This is a genomic window from Chryseobacterium sp. Mn2064 (assembly GCF_049319685.1).
Taxonomy (GTDB): Bacteria; Bacteroidota; Bacteroidia; order Flavobacteriales; family Weeksellaceae; genus Chryseobacterium.
Genome location: NZ_JBMOUE010000003.1, coordinates 226421 through 244745, shown reverse-complemented (window position 1 = coordinate 244745; position 18325 = coordinate 226421). Strand labels below are relative to the sequence as shown.

Below are 18325 nucleotides of genomic sequence, written 5' to 3'. Positions count from 1 at the left end.
CTGAGTCGATTTTGAAAATTTCAGTTACACCTGAATAAACTTCTTTTTCTGATGCTGATCAGGCAAATAGCACTTTTGGTTGGCAAGCTTCATTCTGTTTTTTGAAACAAGGTCGTAAGCTTTATCACTTAAAAATGCCGGAAGAATTTTTCCAATAACAGAAATTTTATAGATCCCTCCTAATATATTGGCAATTTCAAGTACAGCTCTCGATTTTATCTGATAGTACTGTTTAGGTTTCCAGAGATATAAGGTGTTGAATACTTTTGTTTCCAATCCTCTTTCTGATAAAAATTGTTGCCCGAACTCAGATTGAAGTGAGGCAAACATGAATTGGTCTTTCTTGTCTCTTTCCAATATCCATTGTACCCAGAAATTGCAGACTCCGCAATCTCCGTCAAAAAAAACAATATGTTTGTTCTCCCAGTTTTCCATGATTTTACTTATTAAACATGATTCCCCTTTCAGTATCTTCCTTTACTCTTTTAAAATAATGAACAAGTTCTGCCCTTTGCTCATCAGTTAGTTTAGCACTCTGATGCCCCAGATAATAAGATTCCAGCGGCATTTCTTTCTTTTCAACCATTTCTATGCATTCTTCCAGTTTATGAAGCTGTCTTTTAGGTTCATACACTGCAAAGGTAGAAAAATTAAGATGTTTCCGCCCTTCGCTGATATTTTTTTTTACAAACCATGATGCCGGTGATATACTGGCATACCAGGGATATTCCGTTTCATTGGAATGGCAGTCATAACATGATGTTCTGATCATCTTAGCCACTTTCTCCGGACTCTGTTTAATCTTTAAAAAATCCATACCCGGTGTAGGAGGAGGATTGGTCTTATCGATCGGGAAAAACTGAATCATAATAAAAGCTACGAGAATAACAATAATTATTTTTTTCATAGGTAGGAATATTCATGTTTGGTAACTTAAAGATAGTCAAATTATTTTTTAGTACAGAAAAGAGACAGATTAAGCCAAAATAAAAAGTGGTGATGGAAATAATATTGAGCTATGTTTTGCTTAGGGGGAATTTTTTCCTCCAACTTTTCTTTTATTTTTTATATCAATTCTTACGTTGAGTGATTCTAAATTGAACATTATGATGCTGTTTTTATTGAAGTTAATTTAAAAAATTCCTAACTTAATACCACAATTATGTCTTAGCTCTTAAAGAGTTTTAAATATTATTATATAGTTTTTAACTATCGTTGAAATAAAAATTAATAGATTGTATTTATTATTTAAACGTTGTAGGTTTGTCTTATTCTTACAATATAAAATTTAAACTGTATTAATCAATAACAAAATAAACGAAAATGGAAAACGATTTGAATGACATCAGTAAATGCCCGTTTCACAACGGAACAATGAAGAAAAACGTAGCAGGTGGAGGAACCCAAAATTCTGATTGGTGGCCGGATCAGCTTAGAGTAGATCTTCTGCGTCAGCACTCATCGCTGTCTGATCCTATGGATAAAGATTTTGATTATGCCAAAGCTTTTGAAAGCCTTGATCTTGAAGCCGTAAAACAAGACCTTCATGCATTAATGACAGATTCACAAGACTGGTGGCCTGCAGATTTCGGACATTACGGACCGTTGTTCATCCGTATGGCGTGGCACAGTGCCGGAACTTATCGTGTAGGAGACGGAAGGGGAGGAGCAGGAGCAGGGCAACAGCGTTTTGCACCGCTAAACAGCTGGCCGGATAATGTAAGTCTCGATAAAGCAAGAAGACTTTTGTGGCCGATTAAACAAAAATATGGAAGAAATATATCTTGGGCAGACCTTCTGATTCTTACTGGAAATATCGCCCTTGAATCTATGGGTTTCAAAACATTTGGATTTGCCGGAGGACGCCCTGATGTATGGGAACCGGAAATGGATGTATACTGGGGATCTGAAAAAACATGGTTAGGAGGAGACGTACGTTATGCACATGGATCTGAAGGCGTGGTGGAAAAGCACGGAGTATTATCCGCAGATGATAAAGCAGACGGAGATATTCATTCCAGAAACCTTGAAAATCCATTAGCTGCAGTACAAATGGGATTGATCTATGTAAATCCTGAAGGACCGGATGGAAACCCTGATCCAATTGCAGCTGCTAAAGATATTCGCGATACTTTTGGACGTATGGCGATGAACGATGAAGAAACTGTCGCTTTAATTGCGGGAGGACATACCTTTGGAAAAACCCACGGAGCAGGCCCGGCAGATCATGTAGGAAAAGAACCAGAAGGAGCTGGAATAGAGCAGCAGGGATTAGGATGGGCAAGCAGCTATAAATCAGGAAGCGGAAAAGATGCTATTTCCAGCGGCTTGGAAGTGACTTGGACAGAAACGCCTACTCAGTGGAGTAATTATTTCTTCAAAAACCTTTTCGAAAACGAATGGCAACTTACGAAAAGCCCGGCAGGAGCTCATCAGTGGGTAGCAAAAGACGGAGCAGATATTATTCCTGATGCATTCGATTCTTCCAAAAAACATAAACCTACGATGTTAACAACAGACCTTTCTTTGAGACTGGATCCTGTTTACGAAAAAATTTCAAGACATTTTTATGAAAACCCTGACGCTTTTGCAGATGCCTTTGCAAGAGCCTGGTTCAAACTTACCCATAGAGATATGGGACCACGCGCCCGTTACCTGGGGCCAGATGTTCCACAAGAAGAATTGATCTGGCAGGATCCTATTCCTGAAGTAAACCATGAATTGGTGGATGCCAACAATATAGAAGCATTGAAATCGAAAGTATTGAACTCAGGATTGAATATTTCTGAACTTATATCTACTGCTTGGGCTTCCGCTTCAACTTTTAGAGGAAGTGATAAACGTGGTGGAGCTAATGGAGCAAGAATAAGACTGGAACCTCAAAGAAACTGGGAGGTGAATAACCCAGCACAATTACAGAAAGTATTGGATGTGTTGGAAGGTATTCAGAAAGAATTTAATGATTCTCAAATCGGAGGTAAGAAAATATCTTTAGCAGATTTAATTGTTTTAGCAGGAAGTGCTGCTGTAGAAGCTGCTGCAAAAAATGCCGGACATGAAGTAAAAGTTCCTTTTGCACCAGGAAGAATGGATGCTTCTCAGGAACAAACCGATGTAGAATCTATGGGGTATCTTGAACCGGCTGCTGATGGTTTCCGTAATTATTTGAAAAGAAAATTCACGGTTTCTACAGAATCTTTATTGATTGATAAAGCGCAGTTATTAACTCTTACTGCTCCGGAACTGACTGTTTTAGTAGGAGGAATGAGAGCTTTAGATACTAATTTTGACGGTTCAAAACATGGTGTATTTACAAGCCGTCCAAAAGCTCTGACCAACGATTTCTTTGTAAATCTTTTGGATATGGGAACACAGTGGAAAGCCATGTCGGAAGATAAAGAACTTTATATAGGAACTGATCGTTCATCCGGGCAACCCAAATGGACGGCCAGTCGCGCTGATCTTGTTTTCGGATCCAATTCCGAACTGAGAGCGGTAGCTGAAGTATATGGAAGTGCCGATGCGAAAGGTAAATTTGTAAATGACTTTGTATCTGCATGGACGAAAGTAATGAATCTGGACAGGTTTGATCTGATCTAAGATAAAAGTAAAAATGAAAAATAATCTAAAAAAGGCGATATTGAGTATCGTCTTTTTTATTTAGAACGATTTTATAACTGGGTTTAGAAGATACTAATGCAAATAAACAATTGAAAATACTGAAAGGGAAATAAAGATAAAGATTGTCTGGTATTGATTATTTTCTATAAAGAGGATCCATTCTGTTCATCCATTATCAGAATAGCTAATACTCATAATTGAAATATTGTATTATTTGATTTTATTATATACTCAATAAATACTTAAGATGTAGTTATTCTTTTATAAGCAAAAAGAGTACTCAATGAGTATGTTTGTTTTGTTCTTTTTCATTCATCTCTGATTAAGTTTGTTTATCGCTATAAATACTAGAGGAAATGAAAAAACATTTGATAACATCAGCGGCTATTGTATTTTCTACATTAGCCTATTCGCAAGTGGGTATTAATACTACGAGCCCACAAAAGACATTAGATATAGAAGGATCATTGAGACTTAGTCAGACCCCGGTAGTCAATATTCCTACATCTTTAGCAGGAGGAAACCATGTACCTTTGTATGGGAATAAAACAGATGGTTCGGTACAATATGCTCCTAATGGTTATACAAAAGTAGTGGGAGGGTTTCGTCCTGGTGCTTCTTCGGTTATTGCTACTTTTCCTGCTACTAATACTATGGCAAGAATACGTTTTATATGTTATATAGATGGAAGTAGTGAAGCTAACAACTCCGCTTTTTCGGCATACACTTATGGTGATTTTACTATAGTAGGAATGGGTGTGGCCAATCCTGTCAAGATTATTGATGTGCAGTTAAAAGGATACGATGGGACTATAAAAACACCATTAGATAATACAGGTACAGTTTTATCATGGGCTAATAGTACACCTAGTACCATCAGTTTTTTAAACACCGTAATTACATTAAATCAATCAACTGGGGTAATGACTCTTTCAGGTCCTGGAGCTTTCAGTTACTTTTTTGAAATACTAGGAGGAATTTAATTGGAGAGATATTTACAGTTAAAATTATAATAGTTGAAGCAGTTAATAATAAAGAAATTTGATAATAAGCATTTATTAAGAAGGGTATAAATCAATAAATATTAATACCTGAAGACATATGAAATAATTTTATAAGATATCATTTGAATTCACAAATTCTGTAAATATATTTTCCTGTATTAAAAAATAAAATGATTGGTTTTACCTGTAGCGGTAGAGCCAGTCATTTTACTACTTTTTGTAAATAATGATTAAGGTTTCAATGTTCATAGGTTTTAAGATTTTTTTAAAGTAATTCAGAATTAAATAAATAGCTTTACAGATAAAAAAACATTAACACAAGTGAATCATGGAAAATATTTCTGATCTGTTAGCGCATTTCAATTTCACTAAAACAAGAAAATCCAGGCAGTATTTACTGTCATTTTTCAGCCAAAAATCTTTTAACAAACAGCAAATGCTGAATGTTCAGCAAATATTGAAACTGTTTTTGGCAAATTTTCATATGATTGATTCCTATGAAATTAAAGAACAAAGAATCTCTTCTATTCAAAAGTTTCTGGACGAAATTGATGCAAGTCAATATAATTATTTTACAAGCATTAAGTATCGTGAGTATTTTAAAGAAATTAATACTAATATTTCGTTGCTCATTGACTTCTTTTATCATTTTGGATTGATGCTGAGGAATTTCCAAAGGAAAGAAATCTGTTTGGAATATTCTTCTGAGATTGACAAAATGATTACTTTCATCAATTTTTTGCCTGTGAATGAATCGTATAACCAAGAACTTGACTTTAAAAAACGAAAAGATATTCTTGTAAAAATTACTCCCCAAATTGAAGCCGGAAATTTTGAGTTATTTTGGAATTTCTTCTACATGTTTGATGTATATTCTAGTATCGCGAAAGGAATTAAGGTAAATAATCTGGTGTTTCCAGAATTTAACGCTGATACTACTTTTACTATTAAAAATTTCTACCATTTAGATTTGAATAAGGCGGTTAAGAATACTTTAGATGTGAAGGATAAAAACACGATTGTCTTTACAGGAGCGAATATGTCGGGGAAATCTACTACCATGAAATCAATTAGTACCATTGTTTTGCTTGCTCATTTGGGAATTGCAGTTCCGGCTACCTATTGTAATATCCCGTTTTATGATCGTATTTTTTTATATTTTTTTGTTAATGATAATCTCAAAGAGGGATATAGTCATTTTGCTCAGGAAATAATGAATGTGAAAAATGTTTTGTTAGAATTACAATCTAAAAACTGTTTCGCTGTGTTTGATGAAATTTTTAGTGGAACCAATATTAATGACGCATCCCAAATTACGGTCAATACGGTAAATGGATTATCTAAGTTTAAAAATTCTTTTTTTATTTTCTCCACACATTTAAATCTTATTGAAAATCATTTAACTGAAAATAAAAACGTTTTATTGCTAAATTTAGAATGCCTCTTAGAAAATAATAAGCTGTTGTTTACTTATAAATTGAAAGAAGGTTGGTCCAGACTTGAAATAGGAAAATTGCTATTTGATCAATATGGTTTAAATGAACTTTTAAATTCCTGAATTTTCATTAAGCTTCAATTTCAAAGAATGAGAGAAGTGAAAATGACGAAAGTATTATCATTGGAGAAGATGAAGCTGAGTTGATAAAAAGCTATATGATGATAAGATTTCGCTACTCAAAAAAGCTACTAAATAATACAGAAAAAAGTGAAGAAACTATAAAACAAAATATGAAGATTTTTATTAACCCTCTCTTTTAAATTTACAGGCTTTCTAAACTTAAATAATAAATTATAGTCATGTCAATTGCTCAAGAGTTACTTTCGAATGATTTCTGCATCTTTTAAAATTTGATTTATCTTCTATCCGCTCCCTTTGATTATAGCTTTTCTGAGATCCTTTTTTTGTACTATTTACTTTTTGTGGATATGGTTTCCGTAATTATCTGAAAAAAAATCACTGTTTCTATGGAATCTTTATTAATTGACAAAGCACAGTTGTTGACTTTTATTACTCCGGAACTGATTATTTTATAAGGAGGAATGCGAACTTTAGATTATTAATTTGATTTAAGGAAAAAGCGTGTGTATAGTATAAAAAAACCACCGCAACTGCGGTGGCTTTTTTATTTTACCTATTAATAATAAGCATTCTCATAATAATGGATTTTAAAATCACAGCTTATTCTAAAGGAGAATCAAATAAAAGATTTTTCATAACTCCAATGGTAAGCATGATTAAAAAGAAAAGTAAAAAATAAGCGAAAAAATTTACAAATCTTTTTCTATTATCGTGATTTTCTAATGTATTGGTGCTATAATTATTTACGAAACTCCTTAATCCTAAAGTAAATACAACAATGATTGATGTAAATGTAATGTAGAGAATAATGGACTGCTTCAGTTTAAAGAAAAATAAAATTGCTAAAATATCTAATAGCGCAATAATCCAACTTAATTTCAATATTTTAAAGGGTGATATATTTTTTCCTAACACCAAAAACACTGAATTTGAAAATATAATTATAAGAAGTATTATTTGTAAGGTCGTATTCATAATATTGAATGTTAAAAATTAATACGAGAAAGGATTTGGAAAATTAAACTTTACATCTCCACCTACACCTAGACCATCTGCTACAGTTCCTGAAACCCCTACAGAAAAACTATCATTTTTAGGATTGTAAAAATAAGATGCACCTCCTTTTGCACCTGATGCTCCAACTGGAATGGAGCCTGTGAAGCTTGCTCCCCATCTCCCTCCAGGAGAGGTCGCTGTCCAATTTCCTTCAAATTCAGCTAATGCAGCATAGGCACCAACATCAGCAGACCATCCATATTTATTAGATTGAAAGTTGGCACCCACAAAACCAGTTAGGCCTTTTGCTGATACATAGGTAGATAACGTACTTGTTGTGAAACTTAATTTTGCTTCTGCGACTGTTCCTTCTAAATAACCTTGAAGATTTGAATTACTACCGATTACATATGGCATAGAAAGTCCACCTTTTACATTAATTAGTTTTATATTAAGATTTGTATCTAAGCCCTCAAAATTAAAATTTTTCAAACCTGCATTATAATCAACTGCCGTAAAGTCAAATGATGTAGCTGTAAATGATGAAGCATTTCCGTTCAACTGGGAGAACCATTGACCATAATACGTACGGTTTATATGATTTGTACCTTCATTGTAGGTTCTAGCTTCAGACCAATCTCCAGGTCCACCTGGACCTAAAGTAACTTTTGAATTTCTATCAGTGTCATATACATTATTTGTATATCCGTCAGAATAATCACTATATCCCATAGATTTATAATTATCTTTCGTCACTTTGTCATGCCATTCCCATCGTGTTCCCTTTAAGCCCCAGCCCAATGGAGATCTTCCATCAGGATCAGTAAATCTCATTGGATTATCAAATGCGTAGTTATATGGAGACCATCTTCTCATTTTTTCTGCCATTGGATCTATTACCCCCCATCTTCCAAGATCAGGCATGTAATTTCTTGCACCATAATCATACATCCCTGTTTCCTGGAGTTCTTTACCATTATATTTATAATTATTTTTAATTCCATATTCATAAAGGTGGGAACCATTATTATATCCCTCATGCTTTAATCCGAAAGGATAATAATTACTTTCTTCCATCAAAATACGTCCTCCACCATCGGCTTTGGCAATATTATACCTGATATTTCCTAGATGATCTTTTAGATTGTAAATATACTCTTGTCTTTCAAAACTATAGAAACCTTCAGTAGTTGGAACAAATTTAAGCATATAACCGCTGTCAGAACTATTCTGTGACGTATTTATTTTAGTATAGGTTCTTTCATACTGGAAACTATCAAGATAATCAGTTTCTGAATAATCTGTACTGTAAGGATTTACATTATCCACCTTTTTGTAATATTTAGATCCATCGCTCCTGTATTTATAGGTATGAAGGGTGCCTTCATTCATTCCTGGAGTAAAACCGTCTACTATTGCATTTACTGAAACAGGAAGATTGAGATAATTATATTTTATTACTTTTATCTGCTTATCCATATGATTGGACATATTACCATTGGCATCATAAGTAATGAGATTACCTCCCAACGGATATCCGGAAGAATTCATTTTCTGATCAGTAACTTTAATCAGACGGTTAGAATTTCCAGCAAGATCATAATCGTATACAAGTCCATCAATCTGTAAAGGTGTAGTTTGTCCGGGCGGAGGACTTTTATAACGGTTTAAGGTTTTAATATTACTATTGATATCATAAGTCATCGTCTCATCATAATAATGGTTCTGGCTATTAGAGGTGATGTTAGGTGTAAGATAAATCCCTTGTGTTAAACGGTTTAATCCATCGTATTGATAAGCGTATCTGCGGTAATTTCCGTCTCCTAATGCCGTTTTCCAATCAATTTCTGAGATATTTCCATTATAACGGGCTACTCCGTAATTGATATCTTCAGGATTCTGATATTTGATCTTCATCGCAAAAATATCATCAGATCTCAAATGGGAAGGATCATTGATAGAGGTTAGCCATCCACGGATATTGTAGGTATAATCTATAGATTGAAGTGGGTTGCCGTCATCATCCTGTCCTATTTTTTTATTGGTAACCTGCCCAAGTTCATTATACGTATTTAGAAGAATAGGCTCTTCTGGTTTATTGTTTACCTGATGTTTGTGGGCCAAAAGCCTATTCTGGCTGTCATATTCAAAGGTTTTTTTAATGTGAGTTTCTGTGTCATTGGCGGAACGTTTATGGTAGGTATGGTTTTCTTTAAGCAGCCCACTGAAATCAAGCAGAGATTCGCTACGGGTATATCCTCCAAGATAATTCACAGAATGTGTTCCTATTAACCTTCCATTGGTATCGTATCTGTTATAGTTTTTAGTCCAATTGTCGTCATCTATATTTTTAGTGAAAGTTGCAAGAGGAAGACTTTTTGTACTGGTCGAAGAATTTGGATCATCCTTCAGTACATTTTGTCCAAGAATTTGCCCCGGAAGGATTGGAGCGCCCAATGGATATGTGTCATAATAATTAACACTCAATAGGGTCATGCTTCCTGTAGGAAAAGCATTCTTTGTATAAAAAACATCGGTACCGTTGAGGTTGAATGGTGTTGTAGTTCTGGATTCATTATTTCCAGGATTGGCACTCATATTATTGACCGCTGTCTGCATTGATGCCCTTGTTGCACTATTAGTGAAAAATCCTGTATAAACAACTCTTCCAAACTGGTCGTACTTGGTAAATATCCAACCTTTTTTATTAAAATTGTTATTTATGCTTCCAAGCATAGGGTCTTGGGTAAGTATGACTCTATTTTGCTTATCATATACTTTTAACTCCCAATTATCTTTTCCTGGTAATCTTTTTTCTACCAATCTGTTTTTATTATCATAGCGATATTGGTAGCAAAGTGTATTAAGAGTTGTTGTATCAGTATTTCCTGAAACAGAGGCTAGAGGAGGAATAACGAAAGCAAGTTGTCCGTATTCATTATATACATAATAAGTGTCTGCTTTTTCGGAGGCATTGATAATTTTTCTGCTTAAAATGATTCTACCTTCCCCGTCAACAAAATCAACCGCCTGAAGATTATCTTCATCAAGTTTACTATTCTTATATAATTGATTATTTCCATAAGTTCCTGATAAGCTTAATACGGAAATTGTAGCTCCGTCTACCCATGTTGTAGAAGTTACATATTTTCTTACCTCACCATCAATATTTCTGTCATATCCAAATTGTATTGGCTTGTTACTCCAGGCTGTTCCTACTTGTATTTGCTGTTGAATTTTGTCTAAAGGTGAACTTTCCAATATTTTCTCAGAATATATTTTCTCATTACCGTATATGTTAGGGTCAGTAGCATTTTCAAGAGGATTAGCGTACAAGGCTCCGTTTTGCGTCACTTTCTGGGGAACGGGCAAATATTCTTTTGTCTGTCTTCCGAACTGATCATATTCTACATGAGTAACTATATCCCTGCCCTTAGACGTAGATTTTACTCCGATGATTTGTTTTATTCTTCCAATTCCATCAAAATATTGGACGGTCTGCGTGGGTGGTTTTGCCAATGTATCAGAACCTTTTGATATATAATTTTTAATGGATATATAATTTTCAGTTTGGGAAGGCCCTGTATTTTGAGCATAATAAAAATTACTCAAAATAATGGTTATTAAAAATAATAGTTTATAATTTCTCATTTTAAAATACAAAATCAAATTTTAACGGATTAGCAGAATTGTTTCCAACAGATCCAGATAATAATTTTACATAAATATTACCTGCAGTATCAATTCTTATTGACCATGTTCTGTTTGCTGGTGTATTACCAAAAGAGCCTCCGGGAGGTTCTACGTAGTTGTTAATGTTTCTTTCTACAGAAGGTTTACAATTTCCTCCCATTTGGCCGATTTTAATTTCATTATTCCAGTAGCTGGCGTTAATAGGGTAGTTTCTGAAATTTACCTTTACCACAATATTCCCGTAATAGGTATATACATCTGTAGATAAGGCTACAAAGTTATTGGCCATTGTGAATGGGCAGCTTTCTTTAGGAAAACATGTAGCATACATATTAGCTTCATTTTGTCCATTAGCATTGGCATCATCAAGAGCTTTTTGATCTGCATCCGCTTGGTCTATAGTTGAAAAGAACTTATTTTCAGGTACTATATAGCCGTATACACCTCCTTCAAAACCTGCTCCACAGTTCGTTCTGTAAAAATTTTTTAAAAGAAAGGCGTTATAAAATCTCTTAGGGGAAAGATTATAATCATATACCTTTAAAGGGTTTCCATGGGTGTCAAGGACTTTTTTTGGACGGTTTAATGCATCATATTTGTAGAATTCCTTTTTCCCGTTTGGGTTTGTAGATGTTTTAATTCCGATAAGGGGATCATACACATACGTTGAAATTTGAAAATCTTTGAGTTCTGTTTTTAGTCTGAAATTATCAAGAGCTGTAACTAAGTTAGATTCTGCAGATTCATTGGTATCTAGATCAGATTTTTTTACAATATCTAGTTGAAGGTATGATGTACTGGTGGCAGGATCCAGATTATATGCCTGCATTACCTGCGAGTAAGTAGCTCCTATAATTTCTGCAATAGGCAAGGATTGTTTATATCCATAAAGTATGGTAGTAGGGATACCATTGGCATTTTTGAATTGTATTAAGTTTCCCAAATTATCATATAATTGATAGTTTACTGTTTCTTCTACAGCTGCAGATGAAGGAGTGTCTAGCGTAAAATTAGAATCCAGTAATGATTGTCTTTGTTTGCTGATTTTTAGAATATTATTTGTAGTAACATCCTTTGAGTATACATTTTCAGTAAGTGAAACTTTATTGTTATTATTCATCACACTAGTAATGATAGGAGTAATAATACCATTATCAGCCATATATTTATAGATAGAAAGTTTTCCTCCTACCTGATCATTATCTGGAGGGCAGTTTCCGGTAATACAAGAAGAATTGTTTCTTATTAAATCCTGTGGATAAGTAGTTCTGCTGATGATTTTTCCATTGTAAACCGGCTGGTTCCACGGTAATGGCCACTCATATGGAAGATAATCAATAGTCTCTATTGGATTGGGGTGCCAATACAGATATGAGTTTGTATATTTAATATATTTCTGACTGTCTATCAGTTTACTACCAACATAGTTTCCATTGATAATTTGTGTAGGGATCTGTTCCGTAGTTTTTATCGAGATCGGAAGATATGGGAGTACGGGTTGGTACTGATAATATCCTATATATTCTAATTGTGAGGGGTTGGAAGAATTGGGAGCCCATACACTGGCTTTTGCTTCCACATAATATTTGTCATCAGAGATTTTACAACTGGTACATACATTGGAAACTTCGTTAACGGGATTTACACCATTTAGGAAATTGGTATACTTGATATTCTGTGTTGATACAGCAAACATATTGGCATCATGTTTAATAGTTTTGTACAGTTTCCCCCTTTCATTATTTTTATTTATTTTCAAAGGTAGCTTCGACTGAACAATCTGCGCTGCATTAGGTAATCCATTGCTGCTATGTACTTTGGTTGCCAGAGAATCAGGATTGGAAATAAGATCTGTAAAATAAAATAAATTTTTTTCTTTTCCTGTGATTTCTTCTGTAACCCGGCTGTACCTTACGTGGTCATCATAATATCCACGAGTTGTGCTTACTAGTGTAGTAGCTCCCTCGCCAAACCAATTAAAGCTATCTACAAATGCACTTGTCTGATCTTTATAGGTTAATATACCTGAAGATTTACCAGCATCATTTAAATAATCATACTTTTTTATACCGATGGGTTGGTTCATATTGTCATATGTAGTTACAGTCTTTAACCTTTGTCCATCAATACGAGACTCTTTATCTACTAACGAATTTCCTTCCGTACCAAAACTGCTGCGTACAAAATAGTTTATCTTAGAAACATCGTTTTGCTCATATTCGAACTCTTCCTTACCTCTTGTTGGATAAACTATACTTTTTAGCATTCCTCCAAATCCTGAATAATATTGAATTCCGGATGGATCTACCTGGTATCCGTTTGTTCCGCCATAATAATTAAAACTATAAATTTCATTATTGTTATTGATTGATTCAAGAGATTTTCCTGTATAATTAAAAGCAATTTTTTTTATATTTTTCTTAAAGCTCTTTAATTCGATTTTTTTCAGAAAAGGTTTTGTAAAAGAATTACCTGCCTGAATATAATCAAACATTAAAGATCCGTAATCAGATACTCTAATTGAATCTAAAATAGCTAACTTCTGATAAATGTTAACATTAGTCAAAGACATTGTTGAAGATGTGTCATTTGGACCGTTATTGGTAGAAGAGCTGCTGTTGTTGCTAAAGTCATTTCCGTTTCCACTTCCTAAGAATATATTATTATTTAATAGAATAGAATTGGAAGGAATTCCTGATGGATAATCTCCTTTTAAATATTCACCTCCATTTGTAAATGGATCTAAAATACTTCTATTACTATTTTTATAAAAAGCTTCTATGATTCTTCCATTGGGAAGCTTAACCTTCTTTAAATATAATGCTGAAATATAATTTACTTGTCTGTTGGTGTAATAGTCTGTAAAGTAAGTAAAGGTACCATCATCTCTCCATGAGCTGTAGGTATATTTTGATTTACTATAGTAGATGTCGTTTGAATTGTAATCTCCTCCAAAATAGAACTCGTTACCCTTATCATCTTTCATTACAATCTCGGGAAAACTGTTGATTGGCTGAAAAATATTATGGCACTTTTCTCCGTTATAAGAAGCTGTTAAGTTTCCATTTTCTGAATATACAAGAAATTTTCCGACATTATCAAAAATCATGTATCCGCTATACCCCATGAAGTCGAAGTAGAATGTATTCGGCTCATAAACATAGAATGATGTATTGGTGTTTGGATTGGTAAGAAGTTGCTTTTTTGTTACAGTTCCGGGGCCTGTAACAAGACAGTTATTTCTAGATGTTGGATAAAATCCGGAACTCATATTGGCTCCTAAAAATCTTGGTTCATGAAGAACGCCTGGCTTTTTATAAGCTATGGTGATCTTACCAAACATATTGTAATTCCAATTAAAACCCACCATTCCTGGTTCTGTTTTAGGAATTTCTTGAAGGTAATCTACACTTCCTTTAAGGGATATATTACCCAGATCAATATTGTATAAGGGAATAGAAAGATTAAGTTTTCCTACGTTATAATTGTTTGAAACATTTACCTTTTTACCCAGGCTGTAATCTTCTAAGGTTTTGCCCTGTGCATGTATTATTTGACATAATATCAAAAAGATACCTGTCAAATAAAATCTAAATTTAGTCATTATTAGTTATTATTTTTTGATCAGTTTGGCGTTAGCCATTTTATTCGTATCCGTTTTTATAGTGACTAGATAAGCTCCTTGTATCAAAGCTTGAGTATTAATTTTGGTCACTTTGTTTCTTGTTTTTAGACTTTGGATTTGTCTTCCGCTCATATCGTACAGCAGAATATCAGCCTCTTTAAAATCAAAGCCGATTTCTACATATGCATAATCTGATACAGGATTCGGGTAGATTTTGATATCGTATTTCTCAATCAGCTGATTCACTTGTTTATCACCAAGTTTCACAATTTTCCAGTTCTCTTTTCCTAGTTCTGTAGCACTGGTTCCGGCAAGAATAATAGAGCCATCTCTGTTCAGTTTTAAATCTGACAGCCTTTCTTCTTTTTGTCGGGATTCTCCAGTTACATATTTTCTCCACTGTTCATTGCCACTCTGATCCAGATATAACATCCAGAACGTTTCATCATCTTTCTCAGCTCTTCCTTCAGCTTGGGTATAACCTCCTAAAAGGATCCCTTTTGAAGACTTATCATCTGCTGAATGAAGAACACTCATACTCATCAAAATATCTCTGTTTTTGAAATTATAAGATTTTTGCCACTGTTCATCTCCTCTTTCGTTCAAAGCAATCAGCCAAAGATCTGTACCTTCTTCAATTCCCGTTGTTTTGTTTCCCGATCTTTCTGATATGGATTCCCCACCAATAATGTAACCATTGGACGTTAGTGACAATGTTCTTATATGATCATCTCCTTTTCCACCAAAGTTTTTTTCCCATTCTACTTTTCCGTTCTTGTCAATTTTTACGATCCAATAATCGCCTTCACCGAAGTTGTTGCTGGCTTTTGGGATTTGATTAATAGGTATTGAAGTTGTAGATTTCTCTCCTGAATTTGGATTACCCTTTACCGATTGCTTATTACTCATTTCAAAAGCTCCACTTCTTGAATAAATCCCCAATAAGGCACCTCCGTCTTTTGTTGGGATCATTTTTTCGACTTCATCAAGACCTTTTCCTCCTAAAATGATTTGAGAGAGTTCTTTTCCGTTTTTATCCAATCTGGTAACCCATACATCTTTGGAACCATAGCCTTTTGAGGAAGATTGAATGCTTCCGGCTACAAAGAATCCCAAATCTGTAGTCTGGATAACCGCTCTGGCTTCTTCATCTGAAGGGCTTCCGAGTGTTTTCTGCCATAATTCATCTCCGAATTCATTGATTCTGATCAACCAGATATCTGACCCACCTTTCGAGTCTTCTTTTTTATCCAGTCCTTTTCCGGAATAAGAAGTCCCGGCTAAAAGAAATCCACCATCCTGAGTGGTGACGGTTGCTGATAAATAATCATGGTTTGATCCGGAGAAATATTTTTCCCAAACTCCTTCTCCTGATTGGTTTAATTTCACCAGGTGAAAGTCATATCCGTTGTTCTGTTTTTGGTTATTTGCTGCTTGTTGCTTACTATTAGTCTGAATAGAGCTTCCGGTGATAAGATATTGTTGATCAATGGTTGTGATAATGTGGCTTAGGAAATCCTGGGTAGAGGATTTGATATCTTTCTGCCATATCACCTCTTGGGCAGACACACCGAATATTGTACATAAAGTACATGCACTGAGATAAAGTTTTCTCATTCCGCTTAATTTGAGTTTAGTATTATTAGTTGATATTATTCTACAAATTTAATATTTTTAAAAGCTTTGTAATCTTTTATGGTAGGGGATTAATATGAATTTTGTCACTTTTTAGTGTCTTTTACAAAAGCTTTGTAATCGTAAGGTGTTTAAGTAGAATCTTAATTTTTAGTCTTATTTGAATAAAGCAGAAAAATAGTGTAAGCCAAAAACAAAAGCCATCCTTAAAAAAGGATGGCTTGTAGACCCACAGGATATAACGTCTTGTATTTGTTTATTTCTTACTGAATGAATTTGATTGCTTGTGATATTGATTAATAGGTGTTTGTATTTTATTGAATGTAAATAAATTCAAATACATTCAAAATTTACAGTGACCAAAATAGTGACCAAAATTAAAATATTCGTATATTTGTTATGCGAATATTTTTTATTTATGGCACAGTACAACAACGAAACAGGAAGCGTAAATTTCAGGCTGAAAGAACCAAAAGCGGAAATCTCCCGAATAATGGGAAGATATTCTTTCAAAGGTTTACAGGCGGATTTTTCGACGGGTTTAAAAGTTGCTCCGAGCAGTTGGGATAGTGAAACGAAAACGGTTACTTCGGGAACGGATAAAAGAGAAATTAACCAAAAACTTAGCAAGTTCAAAACGTCCATAGTAGACGCTCACAAAAATTTCAACGAACATTACAACCGTGTGCCGACAAAAGAGGAACTAAAAACGATTGTTGATAATGCAGTAGAGGGAAAAGAACTTAACACCGTGCAAAAGAACAAGAAATCTTTTGATGATGTTTTCCAAGATTTTACAAAATTGATTGAGCTAAAAAATACCCGTGCTATTGCGTCTGGACAAAAGCCAATGCACAAAACCTACATATCATCGTTTAACGTGATGTATAAAGATTTAAAAGATTTTGCTACTGATAACAGTATCTTTTTAGATATTGATAAATTTGATGAAACGCAGTGTTTGGAGTTCCAAAATTGGCTTATTGCTACGGAGAGAGTGAAAGAACTCAGTACACTAAGAACACGAATCAAAAGATTGTCGCAAGTTCTAAAACGTGCATTTGAAAAGGGCTACACACAAAACAGAAGTTATTTACAGGACGAATTTAGCGTTAAAGTTCCTCCGAGTTTCCATACGGTGCTGACTGAACCCGAAATTAAAATATTGTATGAGCATGATTTTTCTAATTCTCCGAGATTAGAAAGAGTTCGAGATTTGTTTGTTCTCGGCTGTCATTGCTCACTCAGGTTTGGAGATATTACACGAATTGAAAACGGACATATTGACATTAGCTCAGGAACTATCAGTATATTGTTAAATAAAGGTTCTCGGATTGATAAATATAAAACGGTGAATTTTCCAATTTTTGGATATGCGGGAGAGGTTTTGAGCAAATATGACAACAATATTAAAAGTATTGCTATATCTAACCAAAACACGAATGAGTATCTGAAAGAGTTGTTTAGAGAAATTCCGTACTTCAAAGAAAAGGTAATCACCCGTGAGCGACCAACCAACGAGGGAGTTGTATTTGAAACAATCAATTTTGCGGATAAAGTAGCGTTTCACGATTCCCGCAGGAGTTTCTGTACTAACCGATATATTGAGGGGTGGGACTTATTGGAGATATGGCAGTACACAGGTCATACTGACGAATCTGTTTTCAAAACCTATTTCAAACCGACCTTTGAACATGAACAAGTAAGACAGGAGAGCATCAAAGCAAGAAACGAAAAACTTCAAAAGGCTGATTTACAGACTAAAGAGATTGAAGAATTGAAAGCCCAAATACAGAAAATGCAAGAAATTATTGAGAGTGGAAGCACTGAACAGTTAGCCGAAGTCATCAATATTAACAAAAATGTTTCTTAATGTCCGAGAATTAAAATTTTGGCACAATATTTGAATTTGGTTTGAAAGTTTTTATTCTGAAAATAAGATATATCACATGGTAGTGATTAATGTGTAAGTAAGATGCGAAACGAGCGAAAAAGTTCTTTAAGATTATTTCAAGTAATTATTTTTTATGTGATATTTAGAAATATAATTATCAAAACAAGTCCAACTCACGGAACGACCACGCCAAGTTTGTAACTAAACAGTGGGGAGGAAGGCAGAAACGTTTGTTTCATGTAGATAAGTGTGTTTTTTTAACAAATAATACTAACAAA

The 18325-nt window shown here is 34.2% G+C and carries 10 protein-coding genes; 4 read left to right on the top strand and 6 right to left on the bottom strand.

Annotation, left to right across the window (positions count from 1 at the left end; all coding sequences use genetic code 11):
- Nucleotides 1–24 precede the first annotated feature (24 nt).
- On the bottom strand, nt 25–435 hold the full coding sequence (locus ACL9RH_RS13635) for a thiol-disulfide oxidoreductase DCC family protein (RefSeq protein ID WP_422693919.1): 411 nt from the start codon (nt 433–435) through the stop codon (nt 25–27).
- Between the two features lie 4 nt (nt 436–439).
- Nucleotides 440–907: a heme-binding domain-containing protein gene (locus ACL9RH_RS13630; protein WP_422693918.1), complete on the bottom strand. Its 468-nt coding sequence runs from the start codon at nt 905–907 to the stop codon at nt 440–442.
- Between the two features lie 416 nt (nt 908–1323).
- On the opposite strand from ACL9RH_RS13630, the gene katG reads away from it, so the two are divergent.
- The 3 genes from katG to ACL9RH_RS13615 all read left to right on the top strand — a co-directional run bounded on the left by katG (nt 1324) and on the right by ACL9RH_RS13615 (nt 6183).
- Nucleotides 1324–3600, top strand: coding sequence for a catalase/peroxidase HPI (gene katG, locus ACL9RH_RS13625; protein WP_422693917.1), 2277 nt, complete (start codon nt 1324–1326; stop codon nt 3598–3600).
- Nucleotides 3601–3989: 389 nt separating this feature from the next.
- Nucleotides 3990–4604: a hypothetical protein gene (locus tag ACL9RH_RS13620; protein ID WP_422693916.1), complete on the top strand. Its 615-nt coding sequence runs from the start codon at nt 3990–3992 to the stop codon at nt 4602–4604.
- Nucleotides 4605–5061: 457 nt separating this feature from the next.
- The gene (locus ACL9RH_RS13615) at nt 5062–6183 is read left to right on the top strand and encodes a MutS-related protein (protein ID WP_422693915.1); all 1122 of its coding nucleotides are present in this window, start codon (nt 5062–5064) and stop codon (nt 6181–6183) included.
- Between the two features lie 621 nt (nt 6184–6804).
- Here the strand turns inward: ACL9RH_RS13615 and ACL9RH_RS13610 are convergent.
- Genes ACL9RH_RS13610 through ACL9RH_RS13595 form a run of 4 tightly spaced genes read right to left on the bottom strand, consistent with a single transcriptional unit; the run spans nt 6805 to nt 16135 of the window.
- A complete protein-coding gene (locus tag ACL9RH_RS13610) occupies nt 6805–7179 on the bottom strand; it encodes a hypothetical protein (protein ID WP_422693914.1) in 375 nt (124 codons plus the stop codon).
- An 18-nt stretch (nt 7180–7197) separates the two neighbouring features.
- The gene (locus tag ACL9RH_RS13605; protein ID WP_422693913.1) at nt 7198–10851 is read right to left on the bottom strand and encodes a DUF6443 domain-containing protein; all 3654 of its coding nucleotides are present in this window, start codon (nt 10849–10851) and stop codon (nt 7198–7200) included.
- 1 nt (nt 10852) lies between these two features.
- A complete protein-coding gene (locus tag ACL9RH_RS13600; RefSeq protein WP_422693912.1) occupies nt 10853–14497 on the bottom strand; it encodes a DUF5977 domain-containing protein in 3645 nt (1214 codons plus the stop codon).
- Nucleotides 14498–14506: 9 nt separating this feature from the next.
- On the bottom strand, nt 14507–16135 hold the full coding sequence (locus ACL9RH_RS13595; RefSeq protein ID WP_422693911.1) for a T9SS type A sorting domain-containing protein: 1629 nt from the start codon (nt 16133–16135) through the stop codon (nt 14507–14509).
- Between the two features lie 436 nt (nt 16136–16571).
- Here ACL9RH_RS13595 and ACL9RH_RS13590 point away from each other — a divergent pair, with 436 nt between their 5' ends.
- Nucleotides 16572–18026 (top strand): tyrosine-type recombinase/integrase, encoded by a 1455-nt coding sequence (locus ACL9RH_RS13590; RefSeq protein WP_422693910.1) that lies wholly within the window; start codon nt 16572–16574, stop codon nt 18024–18026.
- Nucleotides 18027–18325: the final 299 nt, after the last annotated feature.

Coding starts and splice junctions, on each gene's coding strand:
- ACL9RH_RS13610 (WP_422693914.1), bottom strand. CDS start 7,179: ATGAATACGACCTTACAAATAATACTTCTTATAATTATATTTTCAAAT.
- ACL9RH_RS13635 (WP_422693919.1), bottom strand. CDS start 435: ATGGAAAACTGGGAGAACAAACATATTGTTTTTTTTGACGGAGATTGC.
- ACL9RH_RS13600 (WP_422693912.1), bottom strand. CDS start 14,497: ATGACTAAATTTAGATTTTATTTGACAGGTATCTTTTTGATATTATGT.
- ACL9RH_RS13595 (WP_422693911.1), bottom strand. CDS start 16,135: ATGAGAAAACTTTATCTCAGTGCATGTACTTTATGTACAATATTCGGT.
- katG (WP_422693917.1), top strand. CDS start 1,324: ATGGAAAACGATTTGAATGACATCAGTAAATGCCCGTTTCACAACGGA.
- ACL9RH_RS13590 (WP_422693910.1), top strand. CDS start 16,572: ATGGCACAGTACAACAACGAAACAGGAAGCGTAAATTTCAGGCTGAAA.
- ACL9RH_RS13630 (WP_422693918.1), bottom strand. CDS start 907: ATGAAAAAAATAATTATTGTTATTCTCGTAGCTTTTATTATGATTCAG.
- ACL9RH_RS13605 (WP_422693913.1), bottom strand. CDS start 10,851: ATGAGAAATTATAAACTATTATTTTTAATAACCATTATTTTGAGTAAT.
- ACL9RH_RS13615 (WP_422693915.1), top strand. CDS start 5,062: ATGCTGAATGTTCAGCAAATATTGAAACTGTTTTTGGCAAATTTTCAT.